Source organism: Kitasatospora sp. NPDC005856, assembly GCF_040629945.1.
Classification (GTDB): Bacteria; Actinomycetota; Actinomycetes; order Streptomycetales; family Streptomycetaceae; genus Kitasatospora.
Genome location: NZ_JBEXWT010000042.1, coordinates 50,702 through 74,751 on the forward strand (window position 1 = coordinate 50,702; position 24,050 = coordinate 74,751).

Sequence of the window (24,050 nt, forward strand, 5' to 3'; positions counted from 1 at the left end):
GGATTACCACTGCTACCACCGTACGACGCCGAAACGGCCGGGCCGCCCGCCTGGGGCGGGCGACCCGGCCGTACCGTCGTACGTTCGCCGAGAGACTCAGCTGTTCTGCTTCAGCGCCTCGATCGCGCGGGCGGTGACCTCGTCCACCTTGCCGAGCGCCGGGATGGTCACCAGCAGGCCCTGCTCCTGGTAGTAACCGATGATCGGCTCGGTCTTGGAGTGGTACTCCTCCAGGCGGACCCGCACGGCCTCCTCGGTGTCGTCCGAGCGCTGGTACAGCTCGCCGCCGCACTCGTCGCAGACACCCTCGGCCTTCGGCGGGTTGTAGGCGACGTGGAAGACGTGGCTGCCGTCCTTGCGGCACAGGCGCCGGCCCGCGATCCGCTTGACGACCTCGTCCTCGGGGACCTCCAGGTCCAGCACACCGTCCAGCTTGATGCCCTGCTCGGTGAGGAACGCGTCCAGGGCCTCGGCCTGGCCGAGGTTGCGCGGGAAGCCGTCGAGCAGGAAGCCGCCGACGGCGTCCTCCTGGAGCATCCGGTCCTTGGCCATCCCGATGGTCACCTCGTCCGGGACCAGGCGACCGTTGTCGATGTACGACTTCGCCTCAAGCCCCAGCGGGGTGCCCTGGCTGATGTTCGCACGGAACAGGTCACCGGTGGAGATGTGGGGGATGGACAGGGTCTTGGCCAGGACGTGCGCCTGAGTACCCTTCCCGGCCCCGGGAGGACCAACGAGGACGATACGCATCAGCGGAGGAACCCTTCGTAATTGCGCTGCTGGAGCTGGCTCTCGATCTGCTTCACAGTTTCGAGTCCGACGCCGACGACGATGAGCACGCTGGTGCCGCCGAACGGGAAGTTGGTCTGCTGTCCGAAGGCGACCAGGGCGATCATCGGGATCAACGCGATCAGGCCCAGGTAGAGCGAACCCGGCCACGTGATTCGGGTCAGCACGTAGTTCAGGTACTCGGCCGTCGGGCGGCCGGCCCGGATACCCGGGATGAACCCACCATACTTCTTCATGTTGTCGGCGACTTCTTCGGGGTTGAAGGAGATGGCGACGTAGAAGAAGGCGAAGAAGACGATCAGCAGGAAGTAGGTGGCCATGTAGATCGGGTGGTCACCCTTGACGAAGTTCGTCCGGATCCACGTGGCCCAGCCCGCCTGGCTGTTGGTCAGCTGGACCACGAGCGCGGGGATGTACAGCAGCGACGAGGCGAAGATGACCGGGATGACACCGGCCTGGTTCACCTTGAGCGGGATGTACGTCGAGGTCCCGCCGAACGCCCGGCGGCCGATCATCCGCTTCGCGTACTGGACGGGAATCCGGCGCTGGGCCTGCTCGACGAAGATGACCAGCATCACGACGATGACGCCGACCGCGACCACGGAGAGGAACTCGACCCAGCCGCCGCCGATGGTGCCGGACTGCTTGATCGCCCACATCGAGGACGGGAACTGGGCCGCGATCGAGGTGAAGATCAGCAGCGACATGCCGTTGCCGATGCCGCGGTCGGTGATGAGCTCGCCCAGCCACATGATGACCGTGGTACCGGCGGTCATGGTGAGCACCATGACGGCGATCCGGAACACGCCGGTGTCCGGGACGATCTGGTTGGCCAGCGGGCAGCCGGAGAACAGCGCGCCGCTGGAGGCCGTCGCCACGATGCCGGTGCCCTGGAGCACCGCGAGCGCGATGGTCAGGTAACGGGTGTACTGGGTGATCTTCGCCTGGCCCGCCTGCCCCTCCTTCTTCAGCATCTCCAGTCGCGGGATCACGACGGTGAGGAGCTGGAGGATGATGCTCGCCGTGATGTACGGCATGATGCCGAGGGCGAAGATCGTCAGCTGGAGGAGCGCGCCACCGCTGAACAGGTTGACGAGTCCGAAGAGGCCGCTGTTCTTGGTCTCCTTCACGCACTCGTTCACGGCGGTGAAGCTCACGCCCGGGATCGGGATGTGCGAGCCCAGCCGGAACAGCACCATGATGCCCAGCGTGAACAGCAGCTTCTTGCGCAGGTCGGGCGTCTGGAACGCCCGCGCGAACGCACTGAGCACGGTGCCTCCTGCGCCTCCCGCGCGTCGTCGGCGGGAGGGTCGGTCCTGAATGGGGAGTTTGCCTTTCGGGCTCCCGTACAGACGGCACAGGCGAGCCTACGCGCAGCCTACAAGGGAACTCCACGGACTCTAACAGTGCACGGCCACTCGAAAGAAGCGCATGCCGCCGCTCCCCCACTCACGGGGTACGGGATGCCCGGTTTTGCCACACAAAGGAATGAGGGCCGTTCCGGCCGGAAATCCGGCCGGAACGGCGCGAGCTCCGCACCTCCCGGAGGAGGTGCGGAGCTCGTGGGCGGCTTTCAGCGGGCTCAGATGAGCTCGTTGACCGTACCGCCGGCGGCCTTGATCTTCTCGGCGGCGGAGCCGGAGACGGCGTCCACCGACACCTGCAGCGCAACCGAGACCTCGCCGGTGCCGAGCACCTTGACGAGGGAGTTCTTGCGAACCGCGCCCTTGGCGACCAGGTCCTCGACCGTGACCTCGCCACCCTGCGGGTAGAGCTCGGCCAGCTTGTCCAGGTTCACGACCTGGAACGTGATCTTGAACGGGTTCTTGAAGCCCTTCAGCTTCGGCAGACGCATGTGGAGCGGCATCTGGCCACCCTCGAAGCGCTGCGGAACCTGGTAGCGGGCCTTGGTGCCCTTGGTACCACGACCAGCGGTCTTACCCTTGGAGCCCTCACCACGACCCACGCGGATCTTGTCGGTCTTGGCACCCGGGGCGGGCCGCAGGTTGTGGATCTTGATCGGGTTCTCGCCCATGATCAGTCCACCTCCTCAACCGTCACCAGGTGACGGACCGTGTGGGCCATCCCGCGGATCTCGGGACGGTCCTCCTTGACCACCACGTCGTGCATGCGCTTGAGACCAAGCGTACGCAGGGTGTCACGGTGGTTCTGCTTGCTGCCGATGTACGACTTGGTCTGCGTGATCTTCAGGCGAGCCATCAGGCGCTCACCCCTGCAGCACGCGCCCGCAGCAGAGCGGCGGGGGCCACGTCCTCCAGCGGCAGGCCACGACGGGCGGCGATCTCCTCGGGGCGCACGAGGCCCTTCAGAGCGGCCACGGTGGCGTGCACGATGTTGATCGCGTTGTCCGAGCCGAGCGACTTCGACAGGATGTCGTGGATGCCGGCGCACTCCAGGACGGCGCGCACCGGACCACCGGCGATAACACCGGTACCGGGGGCGGCGGGCTTCAGGAGCACGACGCCGGCGGCCTTCTCACCCTGGATCGGGTGCGGGATGGTGCCCTGGATACGGGGGACCTTGAAGAAGTTCTTCTTGGCCTCCTCAACACCCTTGGCGATGGCGGCCGGAACCTCCTTCGCCTTCCCGTAACCGACACCCACGGTGCCGTCACCGTCGCCCACCACGACCAGCGCGGTGAAGCTGAAACGACGACCACCCTTGACAACCTTGGCGACACGGTTGATCGCGACAACGCGCTCGACGTAAGCGGTCTTCTCGACGGCGGGGGCGTTGCCCCGGTCGTCACGCTTACGGTCGCGCCGCTCGCCACCGCCGGTGCCACCGCCGGCGCCGCTACCGCGGCGCTGGGGTCCAGCCATTGGAATTACCTCTCTCGATTACGTCCGTCGACTGAGTCGACGAGCGGCTTAGAAGTCGAGCCCGGCCTCGCGGGCCGCGTCCGCCAGGGCGGCGATGCGGCCGGCGTACCGGTTGCCCGCGCGGTCGAAGACGACCGACTCGATGCCGGCGGCCTTGGCGCGCTCGGCGACCAGGCTCCCGACCTTCTTGGCCAGCTCGGTCTTGTCGCCCTCGGCGCCCTTGATGGACACGTCGAGGGTGGACGCCGACGCCAGGGTGTGACCCTTGGCGTCGTCGATGACCTGGGCGACCATGTGACGGTTCGAGCGCGTCACGACGAGGCGCGGACGCACCTCGGTGCCGACGACGCGCTTGCGAACGCGGATCGCGCGGCGCTTGCGAGCGGCGCTCTTGTAGGCGTTGCCCTTGCCGATCTTGACAGAGACACTCATCGCTTACTTACCACTCTTTCCGACCTTGCGGCGGATGACCTCGCCCGCGTACTTGACACCCTTGGCCTTGTACGGGTCGGGCTTGCGCAGCTTGCGGATCTTCGCGGCGACCTCGCCGACCTTCTGCTTGTCGATGCCGTCCACGTGGAACTTGGTGGCCGACTCGACGACGAAGGAGATGCCCTCGGGGGCCTCGACCAGGATCGGGTGGCTGTAGCCCAGCTGGAACTCCATGTCGGAGCCCTTCGCCAGAACTCGGTAGCCGACACCGCTGATCTCCAGCGACTTGCGGTAGCCCGCGGTCACGCCGGTGATCATGTTCGCCACCAGCGTGCGGGAAAGGCCGTGCAGGGCCTTCGACATACGCTCGTCGTTGGGGCGGGTGACGAGCAGCGTGCCGTCCTCGCCCTTACCGATCTCGATCGGCGCGGCGACGACGTGGGTGAGGGTGCCCTTCGGGCCCTTCACCGAGACCGCCTGGCCATCGATGGTGACGTCCACGCCAGCGGGGACCTGGATGGGCAGCCGTCCAATGCGCGACATTGCTGTACCTCCGTTTCCCGAATTACCAGACGTAGGCGAGAACTTCTCCGCCTACGCCCTTCTTGGCGGCCTGCTTGTCGGTCAGGAGGCCGGAGGACGTGGAGATGATCGCCACGCCCAGGCCGCCGAGCACCTTCGGCAGGTTGGTGGACTTTGCGTAAACGCGCAGACCCGGCTTGCTGATGCGCTTGATGCCGGCGATGGAGCGCTCACGGTTGGGGCCGAACTTGAGCTCGATGGTCAGCTTCTTGCCGACCTCGCCCTCAGCGGGCTCCTCAACCTTGTAGGAGGAGATGTACCCCTCCTGCTGCAGGATCTCGGCGACGTGCGCCTTGATCTTGCTGGCCGGCATCGCCACGGAGTCGTGGTACGCCGAGTTCGCGTTACGCAGACGCGTGAGCATGTCTGCGATGGGGTCGGTCATGGTCATGATGGCCTCAGGCCTCTCTCGCCATGGTTTCTCCGCACCAGGTCCCCCTGCCGCACTCTTCCGAGTTCGCCAGGGGCACAAGCGCAGGGGACCTATGACGTAGTAAGACTGGGTGCGAGCCCTCCCACAAGAGGGCCACGGACATCCATGGGGAAGCCGCGGCAGGGGGCCCGACCCCACTACCTTACGCGAACACGTACGGCAGGCCCAAAACGGGCCGCTGTGGGATCGGGCACCTCTGCTTCGCTAGCGGTGCCTAGAGCTCGTGGACTACCAGGAGCTCTTGGTCACGCCCGGCAGCTCGCCGCGGTGCGCCATCTCACGAAGGCAGACACGGCAGAGGCCGAACTTGCGGTACACCGAGTGCGGACGGCCGCAGCGCTGGCACCGGGTGTAGGCCCGGACGCCGAACTTCGGCTTGCGCTCGGACTTCGCGATGAGGGACTTCTTCGCCATTGGCTCACGCCTCCTTGAACGGGAAGCCCAGAGCACGCAGGAGCGCCCGGCCCTCGTCGTCGGTCTGAGCGGTGGTCACGACGGTGATGTCCATACCGCGCTGACGGTCGACCTTGTCCTGGTCGATCTCGTGGAACATGACCTGCTCGGTCAGACCGAAGGTGTAGTTGCCACGGCCGTCGAACTGCTTCGGGGAGAGACCACGGAAGTCACGGATGCGCGGCAGGGCCAGCGACACCAGACGGTCCAGGAACTCCCACATGCGGTCACCGCGGAGGGTGACGTGGGTGCCGATCGGCTGGCCCTCGCGCAGCTTGAACTGCGCGATGGACTTGCGGGCCTTGGTCACGGCCGGCTTCTGACCGGTGATCGCGGTCAGGTCGCGGATCGCGCCCTCGATCAGCTTGCTGTCACGGGCGGCCTCGCCGACACCCATGTTGACGACGACCTTGACCAGGCCGGGCGTCAGCATGACGTTCTCGTACGAGAACTGCTCCTGCAGCTGACCCTTGATCTCGGAGTTGTAACGCTCCTTGAGACGGGGGGTCACCTTCTCAACAGTCGTCTCAGACATCAGATGTCCTCACCGGTTCGCTTGGCAACGCGGATCTTGTTGCCCTCGTCATCGAAGCGGTAGCCAACGCGGGTGACGACCTTCTTGCCGTCCTTCTCCACGACCAGCTGGACGTTGGAGACGTGCACCGGGGCCTCGACGGTGACGATGCCACCCTGAGTGCCCGGGCCCGGCTTGGTGTGCTTCTTGACCCGGTTCACACCCTCGACCAGGACCTTGTTCTCGGCGGGCATGGCCTGGATGACCTTGCCCTGCTTGCCGCGGTCCTTGCCGGTGATGACCTGAACCAGGTCACCCTTCTTGATCTTCATGCTGTTCGCCATGAGTTAGAGCACCTCCGGCGCAAGCGAGATGATCTTCATGAACTTCTTGTCACGCAGCTCGCGGCCCACCGGGCCGAAGATGCGGGTGCCACGGGGGTCACCATCGGTGTTCTTCAGAACGACCGCGGCGTTCTCGTCGAAGCGGATGTACGAGCCATCCGGACGACGACGCGACTTCACGGTACGGACGACGACGCACTTGACGACGTCACCCTTCTTCACCGAACCGCCGGGGATCGCGTCCTTGACGGTCGCGACGATGACGTCCCCGATACCGGCGTAGCGGCGACCGGAGCCACCGAGAACGCGGATGCAAAGGATTTCCTTCGCGCCCGTGTTGTCGGCGACACGCAGTCGCGACTCCTGCTGGATCACAGCTTTCTCCTGATCGTCAACGAGAGCTGACGGGCCGGCCGCTGCTCACACCAGCGCCCGCGAGGAGCCTGGTGCACATACGGCCGTACCGCATCAACTTCGTTACTTGGCCTTCTCGAGGATCTCGACGACGCGCCAGCGCTTCGTCGCGGACAGCGGGCGGGTCTCCGCGAGGAGGACCCGGTCGCCGATGCCGCAGGCGTTCGCCTCGTCGTGCGCCTTCAGCTTGTTCGTACGGCGGATGACCTTGCCGTACAGAGCGTGCTTGACGCGGTCCTCGACGGCGACGACGACGGTCTTGTCCATCTTGTCGCTGACGACGAGACCCTCACGGGTCTTGCGGAAACCGCGCGTCTCGTTGGTGTTCTCAGTCATCAGGCGTTCTCCACCGTCTCGATGCCCAGCTCGCGCTCGCGCATCAGGGTGTAGATCCGCGCGATGTCCTTGCGGACGAGCTTCAGCCGTCCGTGGTTCTCGAGCTGCCCGGTCGCCGCCTGGAAGCGGAGGTTGAACAGCTCCTCCTTGGCCTCACGGAGCTTGGCAACGAGACCCTCGTTGTCCAGCTCGCGGAGGTCAGCAGCCTTGGTGCCGGCCGACATCAGCTCTCACCTGCCTCGCGCCGGATGATCCGGCACTTCATCGGGAGCTTGTGAGCTGCGCGGGTCAGCGCCTCACGAGCCACCTTCTCGTTGGGGTACGACAGCTCGAACATGACCCGACCCGGGTGCACGTTCGCGATCCACCACTCGGGCGAACCCTTACCGGAACCCATGCGGGTCTCGGCCGGCTTCTTGGTGAGCGGACGGTCCGGGTAGATGTTGATCCAGACCTTGCCGCCACGCTTGATGTGACGGGTGACGGCGATACGAGCGGACTCGATCTGCCGGTTCGTCACGTAGGCCGGGGTGACGGCCTGGATGCCGTACTCGCCGAAGGCGAGCTCGGTGCCACCCTTGGCAGCGCCACGGCGCTTCGGGTGGTGCTGCTTGCGGTGCTTGACCCGACGGGGGATCAGCATGGGAGTCAGGCCTCCGTTCCGGTGTTCTCGGCAGCCGGAGCCTCGGCGGCCGGGGCCGCGGGGGCCTCGGCAGCGGCGGGACGACGGCCACGGCCACCGCGCTCGCCACCACGGCGGTCGCCACCGCGGGCGGGACGACCACCCTCGGGACGGGCCGGGCGGTTGCCCGAGCGGGCAGCGGCGTTCTCAGCGCGGACCTCGGCGATGTTCTTGACGTCGCCCTTGTAGATCCAGACCTTCACGCCGATGCGGCCGAAGGTGGTCTTGGCCTCGAAGAAGCCGTAGTCGACGTTCGCGCGCAGGGTGTGCAGCGGCACGCGACCCTCGCGGTAGAACTCCGAACGGCTCATCTCGGCGCCGCCGAGACGACCGGAGCACTGGACCTTGATGCCCTTGGCGCCGGACTTCATGGTGCCCTGCATCGACTTGCGCATGGCACGACGGAAGGAGACGCGGGAGGACAGCTGCTCCGCGACGCCCTGAGCCACGAGCTGGGCGTCCAGCTCGGGGTTCTTGACCTCGAGGATGTTCAGCTGGACCTGCTTGCCGGTCAGCTTCTCGAGGTCGCCGCGGATGCGGTCGGCCTCGGTGCCACGGCGACCGATGACGATGCCGGGGCGAGCGGTGTGGATGTCCACACGGACGCGGTCGCGGGTGCGCTCGATCTCGACCTTGGAGATGCCGGCGCGCTCCATGCCCTTCGTCATCATGCGACGAATGGCAACGTCTTCCTTGACGTAGTCCTTGTACAGCTTGTCGGCGTACCAGCGGGACTTGAAGTCCGTGCTGATGCCGAGGCGGAACCCGTGCGGGTTAACCTTCTGGCCCATTACCGGGTCCCTTCCTTGCTGCTGACGACCACGGTGATGTGGCTGGTCCGCTTGCGGATCCGGTAGGCGCGGCCCTGGGCACGCGGACGGAACCGCTTCAGGGTCGGGCCCTCGTCAACGTACGCCTCGGAGATGTAGAGGTCGTCCACGTTGGAGTGGTTGTAGTTGTGCGCGGCGTTGGCGATGGCGCTGTCGAGCACCTTGCCAACCGGCACGGTGGCGGCCTGCGGAGCGAAACGCAGGACGGCCTGGGCCTCCGTGGCATTCAAGCCACGGATGAGGTCCACCACGCGGCGGGCCTTCATGGGCGTGACGCGGATGTACCGCGCCTGGGCCCTGGCTTCCATGGTTGTCCCCTTGCTGGTGTAAGTCATTGAGTCGGTAATCTCGCTGGCGACTAGCGACGCTTCGACTTGCGGTCGTCCTTGACGTGACCGCGGAACGTGCGCGTCGGCGCGAACTCGCCGAGCTTGTGGCCGACCATCGACTCGGTGACGAACACCGGGACGTGCTTACGGCCATCGTGCACCGCGATCGTGTGGCCGAGCATGGCCGGGAAGATCACGGAGCGACGGGACCAGGTCTTGATGACGTTCTGGGTACCCGCCTCGTTCTGAGCGTCCACCTTCTTGAGAAGGTGGCCGTCGATGAAGGGGCCCTTCTTGAGACTGCGCGGCATCTGACCTGCTCCTAGCGCTTCTTGTTGGTCTTGCGGCGGCGCACGATGAGAGCGTCCGACGCCTTCTTCGGGCGACGGGTGCGACCCTCCTTCTGGCCCCACGGCGAGACCGGGTGGCGGCCACCAGAGGTCTTACCCTCACCACCACCGTGCGGGTGGTCGATCGGGTTCATGGCGACACCACGCACGGTCGGGCGGACGCCCTTCCAGCGCATACGGCCGGCCTTGCCCCAGTTGATGTTCGACTGCTCGGCGTTGCCGACCTCGCCGACGGTCGCGCGGCAGCGCGCGTCCACCAGGCGGATCTCGCCGGAGGGCATGCGCAGGTGCGCCATCTTGCCCTCACGCGCCAGCAGCTGGATGCCGGAACCGGCGGAGCGGGCCAGCTTGGCACCGCCACCGGGACGCAGCTCCACCGCGTGGATGGTGGTACCGACCGGGATGTTGCGCAGCGGCAGGTTGTTGCCCGGCTTGATGTCGGCGCCAGCGCCGTTCTCGATCCGGTCACCCTGCGTGATGCCGCGCGGCGCGATGATGTAGCGCTTCTCGCCGTCCGCGTAGTGCAGGAGCGCGATGCGCGCGGTGCGGTTCGGGTCGTACTCGATGTGCGCGACCTTCGCCGGCACGCCGTCCTTGTCGTGACGACGGAAGTCGATCACGCGGTAGGCGCGCTTGTGCCCGCCACCCTGGTGGCGAACGGTGATCCGACCGGCGTTGTTACGGCCGCCCTTGCTGTGCAGCGGGCGAACCAGCGACTTCTCCGGAGTGGACCGCGTGATCTCTACGAAGTCGGCCACGCTGGAGCCACGACGGCCCGGCGTAGTCGGCTTGTACTTGCGGATGCCCATTTGGCTCTCTCGTCCTCGTCCTTATCGACGATCACGATCTCCGTTAGGAGACCGGACCACCGAAGATGTCGATGCGGTTGCCCTCGGCCAGCGTCACGATGGCGCGCTTGGTGTCCTTGCGCTTGCCAAAGCCCGTCTTGGAGCGCTTGCGCTTGCCCTGACGGTTGATCGTGTTGACAGCCTCGACCTTGACCGAGAAGACCGCCTCGACGGCCTGCTTGATCTGGGTCTTGTTGGCGCCCGGCGACACGATGAACGTGTACTTGTTCTCGTCGAGAAGGCTGTAGCTCTTCTCGGAGATGACCGGCTTCACCAGGACGTCACGGGGGTCCGTGAACGTCTTGCTCGTAACGTCGCTCATCAGGCGGCGCTCCCTTCGAGCTCGCCCTCAGCGGCAACGGCCTTGGCGGACGCGGCCGGACCGGCCACGAAACGCTCGAAGGCGGCCTGGGTGAAGACCACATCGTCGGAGACGAGCACGTCGTAGGTGTTCAGCTGACCGGCGTCCAGGATGTGCACGTGCGGCAGGTTGCGAGCGGACTTCAGGCCCAGCTCGTCCTCGCGCTCGACGACCAGGAGGACGTTCTTGCGCTCGGTGATCTTGCCGAACAGGCTCTTGGCGGCCTTGGTCGACGGCGCCTCGGTCGCGGTCACGCCGGTGACGACGTGAATGCGGTTGTGGCGGGCCCGGTCGGTGAGCGCACCGCGCAGGGCGGCGGCGATCATCTTCTTCGGGGTCCGCTGCGAGTAGTCACGCGGCACGGGACCGTGCACGACGCCACCGCCGGCGAACTGCGGCGCACGGGTCGAGCCCTGACGGGCGCGGCCGGTGCCCTTCTGGCGGTACGGCTTCTTGCCGCCACCGCGGACCTCGCCACGAGACTTGGTCTTGTGGGTGCCCTGACGGGCCGCAGCGAGCTGCGCCACGACGACCTGGTGCATCAGCGGAACGCTGACCTTCGCGTCGAAGATCTCGGCCGGGAGCTCAAGGCTGCCGGTCTTGTCACCCGAGGGCGACAGGATGTCAATGGTGCTCATATCCTCACAGCCCCTTCGCCGCGGTGCGGACGAGGACGAGGCCGCCGTTCGGGCCCGGGATTGCGCCCTTGATCAGGAGCAGCCCCTTCTCCGCGTCAACGGCATGGATGGTCAGGTTCTGGGTGGTCACACGCTCGTGGCCCATCCGGCCGGCCATCCTCACGCCCTTGAACACGCGACCCGGGGTGGCGCAGCCACCGATCGAGCCGGGCGAGCGGTGCTTGCGCTGCACACCGTGACCAGCGCCGAGGCCCCGGAAGTTGTGGCGCTTCATGACACCGGCGAAGCCCTTGCCCTTGGAGGTGCCGGTCACGTCGACCTTGACACCCGCCTCGAACAGCTCCGCGGTGATCTCCTGGCCCAGGGTGTACTCGGACGCGTCCGAGGTACGGAGCTCGACCAGGTGGCGGCGCGGGGTGACACCGGCCTTGGCGAAGTGACCCGCGAGGGGCTTGTTCACCTTGCGGGGGTCGATCTCGCCGAAGCCGATCTGGACGGCGTCGTAGCCGGCCGGGCTGTCGGCGGTGTGGACCTGGGTCACGACATTCGGCCCGGCCTTGACGACGGTCACCGGAACGACCCGGTTGTTCTCGTCCCAGACCTGGGTCATGCCGAGCTTCTCGCCCAGGATGCCCTTCATCTGCTTAGCCATCTTCGGTGCGCCTCTCAGAGCTTGATCTCGATGTCGACGCCCGCCGGCAGGTCGAGACGCATCAGCGAGTCAACCGTCTTCGGCGTGGGGTCGAGGATGTCGATCAGACGCTTGTGAGTACGCATCTCGAAGTGCTCGCGCGAGTCCTTGTACTTGTGCGGCGAGCGGATGACGCAGTACACGTTCTTCTCAGTGGGCAGCGGCACCGGGCCCGCGACCTGCGCACCAGTACGGATCACCGTCTCGACGATCTTCTTCGCCGAGGAATCGATGACCTCGTGGTCGTAGGCCTTGAGCCGGATGCGGATCTTCTGTCCCGCCATGGCTACTCAGTAGTCCTTTGTCCTTAGTTGCTGCACGACCGCCCCTCCGACCCCCGCGCTCGGGCGTGTCGCACTCGCGCTTGCAAAAAACCGGCGAAGCACTTCGTCGGTTTCGAACTTTCGGGGTGGGGGGTGCCGGATCGAGGCCCCGCGTACGCTTCCCGGAAGATTCCCGTACGTCCGCCCCGCAGCTGCCGTGGCGTAGAACTCACGCTTGACGGCCATCACGGGAACGACGAGTACATGGGACTCGCTTCCGGTCCTCCCGGCGGGAGGCGCGCAGCATCGGCACTCAACCGAGCAACTTGGACATACTGCCACATGGAGCAGCCCGGATGCCAATCGGGGCCGGTGAGGCGCTCCTCACCGACCCCGACGGGGTGACGTCCCTGCTCAGCCCTTGCGCCAGAGCACCCAGCCGCGGTCCTTGTTGTACTTCGCGATGTGCCAGCCGGGCTTCGGGTCCGGCCAGCTGGCCTCCGGCGGGGCGCCCTTGGCGGTGGCCGTCGCCGCCAGGTACGCGGTGGCCTTCTCCGGCGGGGTGGAGCCGTCCTTCAGGTCGTCCGACCAGACCCGGCCCCAGTAGACCTCGTAGGCCATCGCCATCCGGGTGTCCCAGTCGAGGTCCATGTCCAGGACGACGTTGTCACCCTTGTGCAGGCCCGCCTCCTTGGCCACGCCGACCGCCTGGTACTTGCGGAACTTGGCGTGCGGCTCGGCGACGTTGTCGGTGATGGCGACCGTCGAGTAGGCGGCGAACAGCGTCAGGCAGCCCACCACCGCGGCGACCACCCGGCGACCACCCGCCACCCGCAGCAGCAGGCAGGCGGCCAGCACCGCCAGCGCGCCGAAGCTCGTCCGGATCATGTGCAGACCGTCCCAGGTGGAGGCCAGGAACATCGCGTCCGGCACGGTCCACGGGCTGATCCAGTTCTTGAGCTCCGCCCCCGCGTACGCGCCGACCGACACCTGGATGACACCGATCACCGCCGTGCCGACCAGCGCCATCCACAGCAGCGCGCGGACCCGGGCCCGGAACAGCGCGGTCAGGCCGACCACCAGGAACAGCGGCACCAGCACCGCGCAGTACCGGGCGTACACCCAGTTGTCGGTCCGGGCGTTGTCCGCCAGGCCGGCCGCGGAGGCCAGCGCGGTGCCGAACAGCATGGCCACCAGGGTGCAGGCCACCACCCGCTCGGCCACCGAGTAACGGCGCCGGAACACCACCACCACGCACAGCACGAGGGCGATCGCCCCGAAGCCGTACGTCGAGACCATGAAGTACCAGAGCTGCCCGAAGGTGCGGGCGACGATCGTGCCGATGTAGTCGCTGTTCTCGAGGTTCTCGAAGACCTTGTTGCCGACGTCGCTCGGCGGCACGTCCTTGAACTGGCCCTCGACGAAGCCCGCCAGCAGCTTCGCGCCCAGGTACGACACGCCGAGCGCGCCGACGCCGGCCAGCGAGGCGAGCCGCGGCGCCCAGCCGACGGCCAGCACCACGAGCAGGACCAGCGCGGTCAGCGCCACGACCACGCCGCCGCGGTCGTGGGTGGCCATCGTGTAGCCGGCCGCCAGGCCCGTCCCCACCGCGTACAGCGTGCGGCGGCGCGTCGAGCCCGGCGACAGCCAGCCGTGCATCGCGATCAGCCAGGCCAGCAGGAGCACCGGGAGCACGGTGTCCGACATGACGAACTGGGAGTAGAAGACCACCGGCGGCACCAGCGCCGCGGCGGTGCCCACCAGGTACGCGTGCGGCCGGGACAGACCCAGCCGGCGCGCCGCCACCACCGCCAGCGGGAACACCAGCGCGTTGAGCACCGCGTTGATGCCCATCACCAGGTGGTACGCGGTGGCCGGGTTGTCGGCGATCCGCAGCGCCGGCGAGATCAGCAGCGGGTAGCCGCCCGGGATCACCACGCCGACCGGCATCTCGGTGGTCGGCCGGCCGGCCAGCACCCGCGCTATCACCAGGTAGGAGTCCTCGTCGGCGTGCACCGACGGGAAGTAGTTGTGGATCGACAGCACCAGGCGGAACGCCACCTGCGCGCCGTACCCGAGCAGGAGGGCCAGCGGCCAGAACCAGCGGTGGGCGGCGAGCACCCGCAGCCGGAGCAGCACGGCCGGGGTGCCGGAGGCGGTCCCGTCGCCGTCCTCACCCCGGCGCGGCCCCTCGGACGTGTGGGCGGAGTCGATCAACGGCTGCACCGGGACACTTCCCTAGTTGTATGAGTTGACGATCTCGTCATGGCCGGTTCCGGACGGCGCGCCACGGGTCCTGCCACCACTCGTCGAAGCGCATCGGCAGTGTGCCACGCGTCGATCGGCCGGAGCCAACGCGCTCCTCCTCCCGTGAACGACAACGGCCAGCTCGGGAACGGTGGTTCGGCCCGCGCCGCACCGCCGACCGAGGTGCTGGCAGAATCGCGGTGTCCGGCCACCGAAACCACACACCGCCGCCGCATCCGAACCGTTGCGGAAGCAGAAGGACCGAACAGTGACGACGAGCGTGCAGCCCGCCCCCGCCTCGGGCAGGCAACAGGGCATACCGCCCAGTCAGGGGAGACGGGCGGACGTTCTTCGCCTACCCGCCGTCCTCTGGACCGCGGAGATCCTGACCGCGGTCACGGCGGCGCTGCTCATGACCGGGCTGGCATGGTCCGTCCGACTGAACCCCATGTCGCGGATCGGCCAGGTCAGCGGCCTCGCGGCGCTCCAGCTCCGGCTCCTGCTGCTGCTCGGCATCGTCGTCCTGGTCCTGGTGCCGGCGATGCGCCGCTGGGCGGACCTCCCGGTGCGGTTCGCCGCCGCCGCGGTCGCCGGCCTGTCCTCCGGCGTCCTGGCCGCCGGCATCTCCCTCGCGCTGCGCGACACCAACTGGCCGCTCTACGCCCAGCAGGGCGACTCCGGCAGCCTCCAGGCCTGGGTCGGCGCCCTGATGGACGGCAAGTCCCTCGACGGCGCCTACCCGCCGCTGTTCCCGCACATCGTCGCCTTCGTCGCCGAGCACCTCACCCACGGACAGGTCGGCTACGCGCTCAAGCTCGTCGACCTGGTGTTCGTCGCGATGCTCGGCCCGCTCGCCTACCTGTCCTGGCGCCTGCTGCTGCCGCCGCTGTGGGCGCTCGGGATCGGCGTCACCGCCGCGCTGCCGATGGCGCAGCCGTACAAGCCGTACACCACCTTCGTGCTCGTCGCCTTCCTGCCCGTGCTGGCGAAGCTGATGCAGCTGCTCCAGCGCGCCCCGGAACTCCAGCGCCGCACCGCCGCCCTGCGCGGCGCCGTGCTCGGCCTCGGGATCGGGCTGCTGTTCCTCCTCTACTCCGGCTGGTTCGTGTGGTCCGCCGCCGGCGTGGTGGTGCTCACGGTGGTGCTGCTGCTGCGGGCCCGCCGCACCGGTGGGACGGCCGGCCTGCTCAACGGCCTGAGCGCGATCGGCGCCGCCGGCGGGGTCTTCCTGCTCGTCTCCGGCGTCTACCTGGTCCGGCTGCTCGGGTCCGCCGGCAGCACGATCGACCGGTACTGCTACTTCGACACGTACACCGAGCCGACCTACTTCGCGATGTGGCGCGACGACCTCCCCGGCACCGACGCCCAGGGCACCTGGCCGGTCCCCGGTGAGATCGGCGGGGTCGGCCTGTTCACGGTCCTCCTGCTGGTCGGCCTGGGCGTGGCGCTGGCCCTCGGGATCGGCCGGACCACCGTCCTGACCGCCGCCGCCTGCACCGCGAGCGCCCTGCTGATGCGCTACTGGTACGCCTCCCACATGGAGCGCGACCAGGCCGTCATGCTCTACCCGCGCACCAGCGCCCAGCTGCTCTACTGCCTGCTGGTCCTCGTCGGCCTCGCCTGCTACCTGATCGTCCGCCGCCGCCAGAGCGCCGCCGCCGACGCGGACCCGGCCGCCGAGCCCGCCGAGGGCACCGGCCGCCGGCTCCCGCTGCGCCTCAACCCGCGCGGCGTGGCCGTCGGCGCCGTCTGCGCCCTGGGCCTGCTCTTCGGCATGGCCGGCTCCGCCACCGCCAGCAAGTACATGCCCGACCCGCACTGGGGCCCCGGCGCGCTGGCCTGGATCGCGCAGAGCACCGCCGACACCAAGGGCCACTGCTCGCGCTACGCGCCCGACGGCCAGTGCAAGCAGCCGCGGGACATCAGCGACCTGCTCGAGCCGCTGCCCGACCCCGGGAAGCTGATGTGCCCGAAGGTCAACCCGTACCCGCCCCGGCAGCCCGACCCGCTCGGCCCCTCGGGCTGGGGCGGGTAGGCCCCCGGCGGGAACGCCTCGAAACGGCACTGGGCCGGTAGTCCGAACTCGGACTACCGGCCCAGTGCCGTATCAGGACGTACGAGGCGTCAGTGCCGCTCTCCGCCGGTCAGCGCGTGGCGGACCAGGACCTTGGCACCGGCCCGCTGGCCGCGCTTCAGCGCGCCCGGCAGCATGGTCAGCGCGTGCAGGCGCGAGGCGCTGCGGAACCGGGCCGCGCGGGCGGCCTTCGGCCAGCCGCGGGCGTCCATCCGCTCGGCCACCGCGTTGAAGTACCGCTCCGCCTCGGTGAACCGGGTGCCGGAGAAGGCCTGCACCGCGGACTCGCTGACGGCGTGCCGGCGGTACTGGAAGACGACGGTGGTGTTGTCCACCATCATCTGCTCGCCGCGCTCCAGCAGGTCGACGACCAGGGCCAGGTCCTGGATCACCGAGTACTCGTCACGGAAGTTGACCGCGCGCAGCGCCTCGCCCCGCCAGCAGATCGACGGGAAGTAGAGCCAGTTGCCGCGCAGCACGCTGGCGGCCAGCTCCTCGCCGCCCATCAGCCGCCGGCCCTTGACGGTCGGCGCGTAGATCTTCTCCTTGACGTTGTCCGCCAGGCCGGAGCGGCTGACCTCACCGGTGCCGTCGATGACCTCGACGCCCGGCTGCACCATGCCCAGGTCCGGGTTGTCCTTGAGGATCGACCGGACGGTCTCCAGGTAGTGCGGGTGCAGCAGGTCGTCGCAGCCCATGATGACCACGTGGTCGGCCGTGGACAGCTCCACGCACTTCTGGAAGTTCCTGGTGATGCCGAGGTTCTGCTCGTTGCGCTGGTAGGTCACCCGGTCGTCGCCGAGCGAGGCGAACCAGCCCGGGACGTCCGGCTCCTTGCCGTCGTCGATGACGGTCAGCCGGAAGTCCCGGTCGGTCTGCGCCAGGATGCTCCGCACGGCGGCCTGCATCAGCGCCACATCGCCGTAGTACGGCAGCATGAACTCGAAGGTCGCCACGGGATCAGGCCTTGCTGCGGTCGACCGGCGCCGAGACCGGCAGGTCCAGGTCGAAGCGCTCCTCGTTCAGGCGGGCACCCTCGTTGATCGCCACGGTGCGCGCCAGGTCGGTGAGCTTCTTCTCCAGCGAGCGGAAGCGCAGGAAGGTGTTCAGGGTCAGGAAGCCCATCCCCAGCACCATCACGTACAGCACCAGGTCGGTGCCGCGGCCGACGCCGAGCTGGTGGGCCAGCCAGGTCACGTCGGTGGGACGCAGCACCGCGTAGATGTTCACGACCACGAAGACCGAGAACGCGATGCGCTTCCAGGCGCGGGTGTTGGCACGGTCCCAACGCCGGATGAACATGAAGGCGAGAGTGACCGAGCCGAGAATGAGAACCAGCTGGATCCAGAAGAATTTCATCGGCGGCTACGCTCCCGCAGCGAGATGTCGAAGATGATGTTGACGCCGTTGATCAGGGACTGACCCTTGGCGCGTGAGTAGTCGGTGTACAGGATGTCCACCGGGAGTTCGGCGACCCGGAGGTCCGAGCCGGCGAGGAAACTGACGATCTCCGACGCGTGCGCCATGCCGTTCATGGTGATCCGCAGCCGGCCGGCGGCCTCGCGGTTCAGCACCCGCAGACCGTTGTGGGAGTCGGTCAGCTTGAGCTTGCGAGCGGTCGGGCTGACGGTCGCCGCGGTGCGCAGGACGACCCGCTTGATCCACGGCACCTGCCCGTTCTGCTCGATGAAGCGCGAGCCGAGGACGACGTCCACGTCGCCCTCCCGCAGCAGGGCGACCATCTTCTCGACGTCGCCGGTCTGGTGCTGACCGTCGGCGTCGAAGGTGGCGAAGTACTTGGCGCCCGGCTGGGCCAGGGCGTAGGCGAGGCCGGTCTGGAGGGCGGCACCCTGACCGAGGTTGACCGGGTGGCGCACCAGGTGCGCGCCCGTCTCCATGATGTGCTTGGCCGAGTCGTCGCCGCTGCCGTCATCGACGACCACGATGTTCGGGAACGTCTTTCGCGCCCCCTCCACAACGTCGGCGATCACCTGGCCCTCGTTGTAGGCCGGGATCACCAGCCAAACATCGTCGTACTGGGACACGGAGGCTCCATGAATGGGGTCTGGCCCGCGCTGCTGCGCGGCGATCTGAAGGTGAGGGGCGGACACGGTCATTCACCGGCCGTCCGGCTGCTCAACACCGCGGCGTTCGGGTCCCCCGGCTGCCGGACGGGGCCGGCGGAATCGGTCGCCGAACGGGCGAAACTCTGCCTCAGCACCGCCAGCATACCGAGGACGGCCGCCACGGAACCCGCCGTGTACGCAAGGATCACGCGGGTCGAGACCTCGCCCGGCAGGAAGGTCACCCCGGCGAGGACCACGGTGCCGACCGCCCAGCAGAGCAGCTGAAGGTTGTGCCGCTTGAATACCATCAGCGCCTGGCCGAGCACCATCGCGAACATGTACGCCACGGTTCCGGCGGACAGCCAGAAGAAGTCGAGGCAGCCGAGCACCGGCTTGGCGCCGAACAGCACCTGGATCAGCCACGGGCCGAGGGCGACCGCCGGGATCCCGCCGAGCAGGCCGAGCCCGCCCACCACGAGGCCGATCTTCTTGAGCATCCCGGTGAAGGCGGCCCGGTCCCCGACCGCGATCGCGGCGGAGAGCCCGTTCAGCAGCGAGGCCTGGAGCGAACCGAAGACGAACAGCGGCACCCGGGCCAGCACCAGCGCGTTGAGCAGGGCGGCGATCAGCGCGGAGTCGGAGGGGGCGAGCAGCTTGGTGCTCACCACGGCCGCGTTCACCACGACCTGCGAGAGCAGCGTCGAACAGATCAGCAGGCCGAGCCCGGAGCAGAGCTCGGACCAGCGGACCTGCTCACCCGGCTTCACCGCGCGCAGCAGCGGCGGCAGCGTGACGATCGTGGCGAGGACCGGCGCGACGGCCAGGATCAGGCTGAACGCGAGCGCCGAGTGCACCCCGGCGACGCCGAAGGCGAAGGCCAGGCCGATCCGCAGGCCGCCGTCCAGGCCGAGCTGGGTGCCGTACGCGCCGAAGCGGCCGAGGCCGGCCAGCACGCCACGGGTGAGGTAGCAGACGGCCATCCCGGTGAAGGCCCCGCCGAGCGCCAGCACCAGCGAGCGGTCGCCGTGGAACATCGACCGCGAGATCGGGCCGGAGGCGGCGCCGAGGACGAGCAGGGTCGCCGCGAGGATCCCGCCGGTGAGCAGGGTCGCCCGGCGCAGCACCGGGGCGGCGCCGTGGCCGAGCGCCGCGCGCGCCGCGACGATCCGGGTGAGCTCCTGCTCGATCGGGAAGAAGACGCCGATGCCGACGGACATCACGATCGTCCACAGCAGCGAGACGTTCGCCATGTCGTCGACGGACAGGCTGTGGCCCGCCACCCCGAGGTGGATGTAGGAGGCGGCGCCCAGGACGACGGTGCCGCCGGCCACCGCCAGGGTTCCCGGCGGTAGCGCGGCAGCCACCTTCGTCAGTGCTTTCTTCACTGAGGTCTGTCGCTCTCGGTGCTCCGGGCCGTGGCGGCCAGTTCGGCGAAGACGGGCCGGGCCAGCGCCTCGGCCAGCATGGCCCGCCACTCGGGCAGCGGAGCCAGTCCGGCGGCGGCCCAGCGGTCGTGGGCCAGCACGCTGAAGGCCGGGCGGGCGGCCGGGCGGACGAAGGCCTCCGACGTGGTCGGGCGGATCCGCTCCGGGTCCAGCCCGCTCAGCGCGTAGGTCTCGCGGGCCAGCCCGCACCAGGTGGTCCGGCCGCTCGCGGTGCCGTGGTAGATCCCGGCCGGGGCCTGCCCGGCGAGCGCGGCCCGGCCGAGCTCGACCAGGCGGCCGGCCAGCGCGTACGACCAGGTCGGCTGGCCGTGCTGGTCGTCCACCACGTCCAGGGTGTCCCGCTGGGCGGCGAGCTTGAGCATGGTGGCCACGAAGTTCGGGCCGTGCTCGCCGTACAGCCAGGCGGTGCGCACGACGTAGCCGTGCGCCGGGAGCAGTTCGGTGACCGCCTGCTCCCCCACCAGCTTGCCGCGGCCGTAGGCGTTCACCGGCGCGGTCGGGGCGTCCTCCGGGCAGGGCTCGGTGGCGTCGCCCGGCAGGACGTAGTCGGTGGAGACGTGCAGCAGCCGCGCGCCGGTCTTGGCGCAGGCCGCGGCGAGGTGGCGCACACCGGTGCCGTTGACGGCGGTGGCGGCGTCCTCCTCGGTCTCCGCGGCGTCGACGTTGGTCCACGCGGCGCAGTTGACCACGATGTCGTGGCCCTCGACGGCGGCCAGGACGGCCGCCGCGTCGGTGATGTCGAGGTCCGCCCGGCGCAGCGCGGTGATCTCGGCGGTCCCGTCGGCGCCCAGCACCGTCAGCAGGTCCTGCCCGAGCATCCCGGCCGCGCCGGTGACCAGCCAGCGCACGGGCGCGGCGGCGTTCTCGGTCACTTGGCCAGGGCCGCCTTCTGCTTCAGCGGCTCCCACCAGGCGCGGTTCTCGCGGTACCACGCGATGGTGGCGGCGAGGCCGTCCTCGAAGCGGACCTGCGGCTCGTAGCCGAGCTCCTCACGGATCTTGCTGATGTCGATGGAGTAGCGGAGGTCGTGGCCCTTGCGGTCCGCGACGTGCTCGACCATGTCCCAGCTCGCGCCGGCGGCCTCCAGCAGCAGGCCGGTCAGCTCCTTGTTGGTCGCCTCGGTGCCGCCGCCGATGTTGTAGACCTCGCCCGCGCGGCCGCCGCGCATGACCAGCTCGATGCCCCGGCAGTGGTCCGAGACGTGCAGCCAGTCGCGGATGTTGCCACCGTCGCCGTACAGCGGCACCTTCTTGCCGTCGATCAGGTTGGTGGTGAACAGCGGGATGACCTTCTCCGGGAACTGGTAGTGCCCGTAGTTGTTGGAGCAACGGGTCACCACGACGTCCATGCCGTGGGTGCGGTGGTAGGCCAGCGCCAGCAGGTCGGAGGAGGCCTTGGAGGCCGAGTACGGGGAGTTCGGCTCCAGCGGCCAGGTCTCGGTCCAGGAGCCCTCGCTGATCGAGCCGTACACCTCGTCGGTGGAGATGTGCACGAAGCGGCCGACGCCGTGCTTGCGGGCCGCGTCGAGGAGCACCTGGGTGCCGACGACGTTGGTCAGCACGAACGGGCCCGCGCCGGCGATCGAACGGTCCACGTGGGACTCGGCGGCGAAGTGCACCACCACGTCGTGACCCGGCATGACCTGGTCGACGGCGTCCGTGTCGCAGATGTCGCCCTGGACGAAGGTGTAGCCCGGGTGGTCGGCCACCGGGGCCAGGTTCTCCAGGACACCCGAATAGGTGAGCTTGTCAAAGACCGTGATCCGGGCATTCTCGTCAGCCCCGAGGAGCTGACGGACGAACTCCGAACCGATGAATCCGGCGCCGCCGGTCACGAGGATGCGCATAATGCGCGTAGTCTACCGCCGCCCGAACGCCCTCCCGACCCGGCCCCTCCTGCGTTCACGGATCTCGAATAGGGTGCACCCATGCGTGGAATCCTCCTGGCCGGCGGCACCGGCTCGCGGCTTTGGCCCCTGACCCGTGCGGTGTCGAAGCAGCTCCTCCCGGTCTTCGACAAGCCGATGATCTACTACCCCCTCTCGACCCTGGTGATGGCCGGGATCAGCGAAATCCTGATCATCACCACCCCGAACGACCGGGACCAGTTCGAACGGCTGCTGGGCGACGGCTCCCAGTTCGGCCTGAAGCTCCAGTACGCCGTCCAGGAGAAGCCCGAGGGCATCGCCCAGGCGTTCGTGCTCGGCGCGGACTTCATCGGCGACGAGCCGGTGGCCCTGATCCTCGGCGACAACATCTTCCACGGCACCGGCCTGGGCACCTCGCTCACCGAGCACTCCGACATCAAGGGCGGCCGGGTCTTCGCGTACCCCGTGGCCGACCCGACCGCGTACGGCGTGGTCGAGTTCGACGGGACCGGTCAGGTCATCTCCATCGAGGAGAAGCCGACCGAGCCCAAGTCCCGTTACGCCGTCCCCGGCCTGTACTTCTACGACAACCGGGTCGTCGAGATCGCCCGCACCCTGGAGCCGAGCGCCCGCGGCGAGCTGGAGATCACCGCCGTCAACGACGCCTACCTGCGCACCGGCGACCTGCACGTGACGATCCTCGACCGCGGCACCGCCTGGCTGGACACCGGCACGTTCGTGTCGATGGTCCAGGCCTCGGAGTTCGTCCGGGTCATCGAGGAGCGCCAGGGCTTCAAGATCGGCTGCATCGAGGAGGCCGTCTGGCGGGCCGGGCTGATCGACGACGCCCAGCTGCGCGAGCTCGCCGAGCCGCTGCTGAAGAGCGGCTACGGCCAGTACCTGCTGGGCCTGCTCGAAGAGGCGGCCGCCCGGTGAAGTTCCGTGAGCTCTCCATCGAGGGCGCGTTCGAGATCGTCCCCCAGGTGCACGGCGACGCCCGCGGCCACTTCACCGAGTGGTACCGCTTCGACCTCCTCGCCGAGGTCGTCGGCCACCCGCTGAACCTGGCCCAGGCCAACCTGTCGCTCTCCGCCAAGGACGTCGTCCGCGGCATCCACTTCGCCGACGTCCCGCCCGGCCAGGCCAAGTACGTGTCCTGCACCCGCGGCGCGGTACTGGACGTCATCGTCGACCTGCGGGTCGGCTCGCCGAACTTCGGCACGTGGGAGTTCGTCCGGCTGGACGACACCCAGCGCAACGCCGTCTACATCCCGGAGGGCCTCGGCCACGGCTTCTGCGCCCTGACCGACGACGCCACGCTGACCTACCTCTGCTCGGCGACGTACAACCCGACCGGCGAGCACGGCGTGCACCCGCTGGACCCGGAGCTCGGCATCGAGTGGCCGACCGACGCCCCGCAGCTGTCGGCCCGTGACGCGGTGGCGCCCTCCCTCGCGGAGGCCCTCGCCACCGGCCTGCTGCCGGACTACCAGGCCTGCAAGGCCTACACGGAATCGCTCCGGCAGCAGTAACCGACCCGGCCCATGCGGAGGGGGGGGGGGGGGCCCGGCCCGCCCCCCCCCCCGACGCCCGACTCACCTTCGAGAAGATGTTCACCTTCAGCAACCACCTCGGCCTCTATGCCGAGGAGATCGCCGCCACCGGGGAGCAGATCGGCAACTATCCGCAGGCGTTCAGCCACCTCTCCCTGATCAACTCCGCGCTGACCCTCAACGACCTGCTCGACACCGAGGCTGACGCCCGCCGCCGCCGGTAGCGCCGGTCGCCCGTCACCCCGCGTGCGAGCCCACCTCGGGAAGGGCTTGACGCGCCCACGTCCATCGCGCATCGTCGATACATATCGACCATCTCGAATGTATTCACGCGGGGAGACCTGATGAAAGCCTTCGTCACCACCGCAGTGGCCGCGGCCCTGCTCCTGACCACGGGCAGCGCATCCCACGGCCAGCCGGTCGCCGACCCGCCCTGCGCCGGGCAGATCCACCCGAACCCGGGGTTCGAGCGCGGCGCGACAGGCTGGAGCGCCGGCCCCCGCATCGTCGTCTTCGGCGACGCGACCCGGCCCGCACACACCGGGCGCGGGTACGCCACCTTCGCGGGGCTGGACGTGACGCGCAGCGACCTGCTGCGTACCACCGTCACCGTGCCGGCCAACTGCGACCTGACGGTCAGCTTCTGGGTGCGGACCACCACCACGG

At 68.7% G+C, this 24,050-nt stretch carries 34 protein-coding genes and 1 pseudogene; 5 read left to right on the forward strand and 30 right to left on the reverse strand.

Features of this window, described 5'->3' with window-relative positions:
- Positions 1–96: 96 nt before the first annotated feature.
- The 24 genes from ABZ449_RS24305 to ABZ449_RS24420 all read right to left on the reverse strand — a co-directional run bounded on the left by ABZ449_RS24305 (position 97) and on the right by ABZ449_RS24420 (position 14,358).
- A complete protein-coding gene (locus ABZ449_RS24305) occupies positions 97–750 on the reverse strand; it encodes an adenylate kinase (protein WP_360349490.1) in 654 nt (217 codons plus the stop codon).
- Positions 750–2,060 (reverse strand): preprotein translocase subunit SecY, encoded by a 1,311-nt coding sequence (secY, locus tag ABZ449_RS24310; RefSeq protein ID WP_359820423.1) that lies wholly within the window; start codon positions 2,058–2,060, stop codon positions 750–752. The genes ABZ449_RS24305 and secY overlap by 1 nt, the downstream gene beginning before the upstream one ends.
- A gap of 311 nt (positions 2,061–2,371) precedes the next feature.
- A complete protein-coding gene (gene rplO, locus ABZ449_RS24315; protein ID WP_360349493.1) occupies positions 2,372–2,824 on the reverse strand; it encodes a 50S ribosomal protein L15 in 453 nt (150 codons plus the stop codon).
- Between the two features lie 2 nt (positions 2,825–2,826).
- Complete coding sequence (gene rpmD / locus ABZ449_RS24320) at positions 2,827–3,009, reverse strand: 50S ribosomal protein L30 (protein WP_049649044.1); 183 nt, start codon at positions 3,007–3,009, stop codon at positions 2,827–2,829.
- Complete coding sequence (rpsE, locus tag ABZ449_RS24325; RefSeq protein ID WP_030055834.1) at positions 3,009–3,632, reverse strand: 30S ribosomal protein S5; 624 nt, start codon at positions 3,630–3,632, stop codon at positions 3,009–3,011. Before rpsE ends, rpmD begins: the two co-directional genes overlap by 1 nt.
- Before the next feature lie 48 nt (positions 3,633–3,680).
- Positions 3,681–4,064: a 50S ribosomal protein L18 gene (rplR, locus tag ABZ449_RS24330; RefSeq protein ID WP_030280785.1), complete on the reverse strand. Its 384-nt coding sequence runs from the start codon at positions 4,062–4,064 to the stop codon at positions 3,681–3,683.
- Positions 4,065–4,067: 3 nt separating this feature from the next.
- A complete protein-coding gene (rplF, locus tag ABZ449_RS24335) occupies positions 4,068–4,607 on the reverse strand; it encodes a 50S ribosomal protein L6 (protein WP_360349497.1) in 540 nt (179 codons plus the stop codon).
- 22 nt (positions 4,608–4,629) lie between these two features.
- On the reverse strand, positions 4,630–5,037 hold the full coding sequence (gene rpsH, locus ABZ449_RS24340) for a 30S ribosomal protein S8 (protein ID WP_238862988.1): 408 nt from the start codon (positions 5,035–5,037) through the stop codon (positions 4,630–4,632).
- A 270-nt stretch (positions 5,038–5,307) separates the two neighbouring features.
- Positions 5,308–5,493: a type Z 30S ribosomal protein S14 gene (locus ABZ449_RS24345; RefSeq protein WP_030055830.1), complete on the reverse strand. Its 186-nt coding sequence runs from the start codon at positions 5,491–5,493 to the stop codon at positions 5,308–5,310.
- 4 nt (positions 5,494–5,497) lie between these two features.
- A complete protein-coding gene (gene rplE / locus ABZ449_RS24350) occupies positions 5,498–6,067 on the reverse strand; it encodes a 50S ribosomal protein L5 (protein WP_030393302.1) in 570 nt (189 codons plus the stop codon).
- Positions 6,067–6,378: a 50S ribosomal protein L24 gene (gene rplX / locus ABZ449_RS24355; RefSeq protein ID WP_030055828.1), complete on the reverse strand. Its 312-nt coding sequence runs from the start codon at positions 6,376–6,378 to the stop codon at positions 6,067–6,069. Before rplX ends, rplE begins: the two co-directional genes overlap by 1 nt.
- Positions 6,379–6,393: 15 nt before the next feature.
- Positions 6,394–6,765 (reverse strand): 50S ribosomal protein L14, encoded by a 372-nt coding sequence (gene rplN, locus ABZ449_RS24360; protein ID WP_030393301.1) that lies wholly within the window; start codon positions 6,763–6,765, stop codon positions 6,394–6,396.
- Between the two features lie 102 nt (positions 6,766–6,867).
- Positions 6,868–7,140: a 30S ribosomal protein S17 gene (gene rpsQ / locus ABZ449_RS24365; RefSeq protein ID WP_030055826.1), complete on the reverse strand. Its 273-nt coding sequence runs from the start codon at positions 7,138–7,140 to the stop codon at positions 6,868–6,870.
- Positions 7,140–7,364 carry a 50S ribosomal protein L29 gene (rpmC, locus tag ABZ449_RS24370; RefSeq protein ID WP_360349500.1) on the reverse strand — a complete coding sequence of 75 codons (225 nt, stop codon included), beginning with the start codon at positions 7,362–7,364 and terminating at the stop codon, positions 7,140–7,142. Before rpmC ends, rpsQ begins: the two co-directional genes overlap by 1 nt.
- Positions 7,364–7,783: a 50S ribosomal protein L16 gene (gene rplP, locus ABZ449_RS24375; protein ID WP_030055824.1), complete on the reverse strand. Its 420-nt coding sequence runs from the start codon at positions 7,781–7,783 to the stop codon at positions 7,364–7,366. Before rplP ends, rpmC begins: the two co-directional genes overlap by 1 nt.
- A 5-nt stretch (positions 7,784–7,788) precedes the next feature.
- Positions 7,789–8,613 (reverse strand): 30S ribosomal protein S3, encoded by an 825-nt coding sequence (gene rpsC, locus ABZ449_RS24380; RefSeq protein ID WP_049649041.1) that lies wholly within the window; start codon positions 8,611–8,613, stop codon positions 7,789–7,791.
- Positions 8,613–8,960 (reverse strand): 50S ribosomal protein L22, encoded by a 348-nt coding sequence (rplV, locus tag ABZ449_RS24385; protein ID WP_030232471.1) that lies wholly within the window; start codon positions 8,958–8,960, stop codon positions 8,613–8,615. The genes rpsC and rplV overlap by 1 nt, the downstream gene beginning before the upstream one ends.
- Positions 8,961–9,010: 50 nt before the next feature.
- The gene (gene rpsS, locus ABZ449_RS24390) at positions 9,011–9,292 is read right to left on the reverse strand and encodes a 30S ribosomal protein S19 (protein ID WP_030055821.1); all 282 of its coding nucleotides are present in this window, start codon (positions 9,290–9,292) and stop codon (positions 9,011–9,013) included.
- Between the two features lie 11 nt (positions 9,293–9,303).
- Entirely contained in the window at positions 9,304–10,140 is an 837-nt protein-coding gene (gene rplB, locus ABZ449_RS24395; RefSeq protein WP_030393297.1) for a 50S ribosomal protein L2, read from the reverse strand.
- 43 nt (positions 10,141–10,183) lie between these two features.
- Positions 10,184–10,501, reverse strand: a complete 318-nt coding sequence (gene rplW, locus ABZ449_RS24400; protein ID WP_030280768.1) for a 50S ribosomal protein L23 — start codon at positions 10,499–10,501, stop codon at positions 10,184–10,186.
- Positions 10,501–11,178 (reverse strand): 50S ribosomal protein L4, encoded by a 678-nt coding sequence (gene rplD / locus ABZ449_RS24405; protein ID WP_360349504.1) that lies wholly within the window; start codon positions 11,176–11,178, stop codon positions 10,501–10,503. Before rplD ends, rplW begins: the two co-directional genes overlap by 1 nt.
- A gap of 4 nt (positions 11,179–11,182) precedes the next feature.
- Positions 11,183–11,830, reverse strand: coding sequence for a 50S ribosomal protein L3 (rplC, locus tag ABZ449_RS24410; protein ID WP_360349507.1), 648 nt, complete (start codon positions 11,828–11,830; stop codon positions 11,183–11,185).
- 14 nt (positions 11,831–11,844) lie between these two features.
- Positions 11,845–12,153, reverse strand: a complete 309-nt coding sequence (gene rpsJ, locus ABZ449_RS24415; protein WP_012785157.1) for a 30S ribosomal protein S10 — start codon at positions 12,151–12,153, stop codon at positions 11,845–11,847.
- 393 nt (positions 12,154–12,546) lie between these two features.
- A complete protein-coding gene (locus ABZ449_RS24420; protein ID WP_360349510.1) occupies positions 12,547–14,358 on the reverse strand; it encodes a hypothetical protein in 1,812 nt (603 codons plus the stop codon).
- A 289-nt stretch (positions 14,359–14,647) separates the two neighbouring features.
- Between ABZ449_RS24420 and ABZ449_RS24425 the strand changes: the two genes are divergently transcribed.
- The gene (locus ABZ449_RS24425; protein WP_360349513.1) at positions 14,648–16,414 is read left to right on the forward strand and encodes a hypothetical protein; all 1,767 of its coding nucleotides are present in this window, start codon (positions 14,648–14,650) and stop codon (positions 16,412–16,414) included.
- A gap of 89 nt (positions 16,415–16,503) precedes the next feature.
- On the opposite strand, the gene ABZ449_RS24430 is transcribed toward ABZ449_RS24425, so the two are convergent.
- The 6 genes from ABZ449_RS24430 to rfbB all read right to left on the reverse strand — a co-directional run bounded on the left by ABZ449_RS24430 (position 16,504) and on the right by rfbB (position 21,810).
- A complete protein-coding gene (locus tag ABZ449_RS24430) occupies positions 16,504–17,409 on the reverse strand; it encodes a glycosyltransferase (protein ID WP_360349516.1) in 906 nt (301 codons plus the stop codon).
- A 4-nt stretch (positions 17,410–17,413) separates the two neighbouring features.
- Positions 17,414–17,812 carry a DUF2304 domain-containing protein gene (locus tag ABZ449_RS24435; RefSeq protein WP_359820404.1) on the reverse strand — a complete coding sequence of 133 codons (399 nt, stop codon included), beginning with the start codon at positions 17,810–17,812 and terminating at the stop codon, positions 17,414–17,416.
- Entirely contained in the window at positions 17,809–18,498 is a 690-nt protein-coding gene (locus ABZ449_RS24440; protein WP_360349519.1) for a glycosyltransferase family 2 protein, read from the reverse strand. The genes ABZ449_RS24435 and ABZ449_RS24440 overlap by 4 nt, the downstream gene beginning before the upstream one ends.
- A 68-nt stretch (positions 18,499–18,566) precedes the next feature.
- A complete protein-coding gene (locus tag ABZ449_RS24445) occupies positions 18,567–19,883 on the reverse strand; it encodes a hypothetical protein (RefSeq protein WP_360349522.1) in 1,317 nt (438 codons plus the stop codon).
- A gap of 17 nt (positions 19,884–19,900) precedes the next feature.
- Positions 19,901–20,836, reverse strand: a complete 936-nt coding sequence (rfbD, locus tag ABZ449_RS24450) for a dTDP-4-dehydrorhamnose reductase (RefSeq protein ID WP_360349525.1) — start codon at positions 20,834–20,836, stop codon at positions 19,901–19,903.
- Positions 20,833–21,810: a dTDP-glucose 4,6-dehydratase gene (rfbB, locus tag ABZ449_RS24455; protein WP_360349528.1), complete on the reverse strand. Its 978-nt coding sequence runs from the start codon at positions 21,808–21,810 to the stop codon at positions 20,833–20,835. Before rfbB ends, rfbD begins: the two co-directional genes overlap by 4 nt.
- A gap of 81 nt (positions 21,811–21,891) precedes the next feature.
- On the opposite strand from rfbB, the gene rfbA reads away from it, so the two are divergent.
- From rfbA to ABZ449_RS24475, 4 genes and pseudogenes are all read left to right on the forward strand, one after another.
- Positions 21,892–22,767 (forward strand): glucose-1-phosphate thymidylyltransferase RfbA, encoded by an 876-nt coding sequence (gene rfbA, locus ABZ449_RS24460; protein ID WP_360349531.1) that lies wholly within the window; start codon positions 21,892–21,894, stop codon positions 22,765–22,767.
- A complete protein-coding gene (locus ABZ449_RS24465; protein WP_360349534.1) occupies positions 22,764–23,363 on the forward strand; it encodes a dTDP-4-dehydrorhamnose 3,5-epimerase family protein in 600 nt (199 codons plus the stop codon). The genes rfbA and ABZ449_RS24465 overlap by 4 nt, the downstream gene beginning before the upstream one ends.
- A 77-nt stretch (positions 23,364–23,440) precedes the next feature.
- Positions 23,441–23,608, forward strand: coding sequence for a glycoside hydrolase family 15 protein (locus ABZ449_RS24470; protein ID WP_360349537.1), 168 nt, complete (start codon positions 23,441–23,443; stop codon positions 23,606–23,608).
- Between the two features lie 120 nt (positions 23,609–23,728).
- A pseudogene (locus tag ABZ449_RS24475) lies at positions 23,729–24,050 on the forward strand (hypothetical protein); the annotation flags it as partial.

Coding starts and splice junctions, on each gene's coding strand:
- rplE (WP_030393302.1), bottom strand. CDS start 6,067: ATGTCTGAGACGACTGTTGAGAAGGTGACCCCCCGTCTCAAGGAGCGT.
- rplD (WP_360349504.1), bottom strand. CDS start 11,178: ATGAGCACCATTGACATCCTGTCGCCCTCGGGTGACAAGACCGGCAGC.
- rpsQ (WP_030055826.1), bottom strand. CDS start 7,140: ATGACTGAGAACACCAACGAGACGCGCGGTTTCCGCAAGACCCGTGAG.
- rplF (WP_360349497.1), bottom strand. CDS start 4,607: ATGTCGCGCATTGGACGGCTGCCCATCCAGGTCCCCGCTGGCGTGGAC.
- rplX (WP_030055828.1), bottom strand. CDS start 6,378: ATGAAGATCAAGAAGGGTGACCTGGTTCAGGTCATCACCGGCAAGGAC.
- rpsC (WP_049649041.1), bottom strand. CDS start 8,613: ATGGGCCAGAAGGTTAACCCGCACGGGTTCCGCCTCGGCATCAGCACG.
- ABZ449_RS24435 (WP_359820404.1), bottom strand. CDS start 17,812: ATGAAATTCTTCTGGATCCAGCTGGTTCTCATTCTCGGCTCGGTCACT.
- rpsJ (WP_012785157.1), bottom strand. CDS start 12,153: ATGGCGGGACAGAAGATCCGCATCCGGCTCAAGGCCTACGACCACGAG.
- ABZ449_RS24345 (WP_030055830.1), bottom strand. CDS start 5,493: ATGGCGAAGAAGTCCCTCATCGCGAAGTCCGAGCGCAAGCCGAAGTTC.
- rplV (WP_030232471.1), bottom strand. CDS start 8,960: ATGGAAGCCAGGGCCCAGGCGCGGTACATCCGCGTCACGCCCATGAAG.
- rfbB (WP_360349528.1), bottom strand. CDS start 21,810: ATGCGCATCCTCGTGACCGGCGGCGCCGGATTCATCGGTTCGGAGTTC.
- rplO (WP_360349493.1), bottom strand. CDS start 2,824: ATGGGCGAGAACCCGATCAAGATCCACAACCTGCGGCCCGCCCCGGGT.
- ABZ449_RS24470 (WP_360349537.1), top strand. CDS start 23,441: ATGTTCACCTTCAGCAACCACCTCGGCCTCTATGCCGAGGAGATCGCC.
- rpmC (WP_360349500.1), bottom strand. CDS start 7,364: ATGTCGGCCGGCACCAAGGCTGCTGACCTCCGCGAGCTGGACAACGAG.
- rplP (WP_030055824.1), bottom strand. CDS start 7,783: ATGCTGATCCCCCGTCGGGTCAAGCACCGCAAGCAGCACCACCCGAAG.
- rplW (WP_030280768.1), bottom strand. CDS start 10,501: ATGAGCGACGTTACGAGCAAGACGTTCACGGACCCCCGTGACGTCCTG.
- rpmD (WP_049649044.1), bottom strand. CDS start 3,009: ATGGCTCGCCTGAAGATCACGCAGACCAAGTCGTACATCGGCAGCAAG.
- rplC (WP_360349507.1), bottom strand. CDS start 11,830: ATGGCTAAGCAGATGAAGGGCATCCTGGGCGAGAAGCTCGGCATGACC.
- rplB (WP_030393297.1), bottom strand. CDS start 10,140: ATGGGCATCCGCAAGTACAAGCCGACTACGCCGGGCCGTCGTGGCTCC.
- rpsH (WP_238862988.1), bottom strand. CDS start 5,037: ATGACCATGACCGACCCCATCGCAGACATGCTCACGCGTCTGCGTAAC.
- rfbA (WP_360349531.1), top strand. CDS start 21,892: ATGCGTGGAATCCTCCTGGCCGGCGGCACCGGCTCGCGGCTTTGGCCC.
- rplR (WP_030280785.1), bottom strand. CDS start 4,064: ATGAGTGTCTCTGTCAAGATCGGCAAGGGCAACGCCTACAAGAGCGCC.
- rpsS (WP_030055821.1), bottom strand. CDS start 9,292: ATGCCGCGCAGTCTCAAGAAGGGCCCCTTCATCGACGGCCACCTTCTC.
- ABZ449_RS24305 (WP_360349490.1), bottom strand. CDS start 750: ATGCGTATCGTCCTCGTTGGTCCTCCCGGGGCCGGGAAGGGTACTCAG.
- rpsE (WP_030055834.1), bottom strand. CDS start 3,632: ATGGCTGGACCCCAGCGCCGCGGTAGCGGCGCCGGCGGTGGCACCGGC.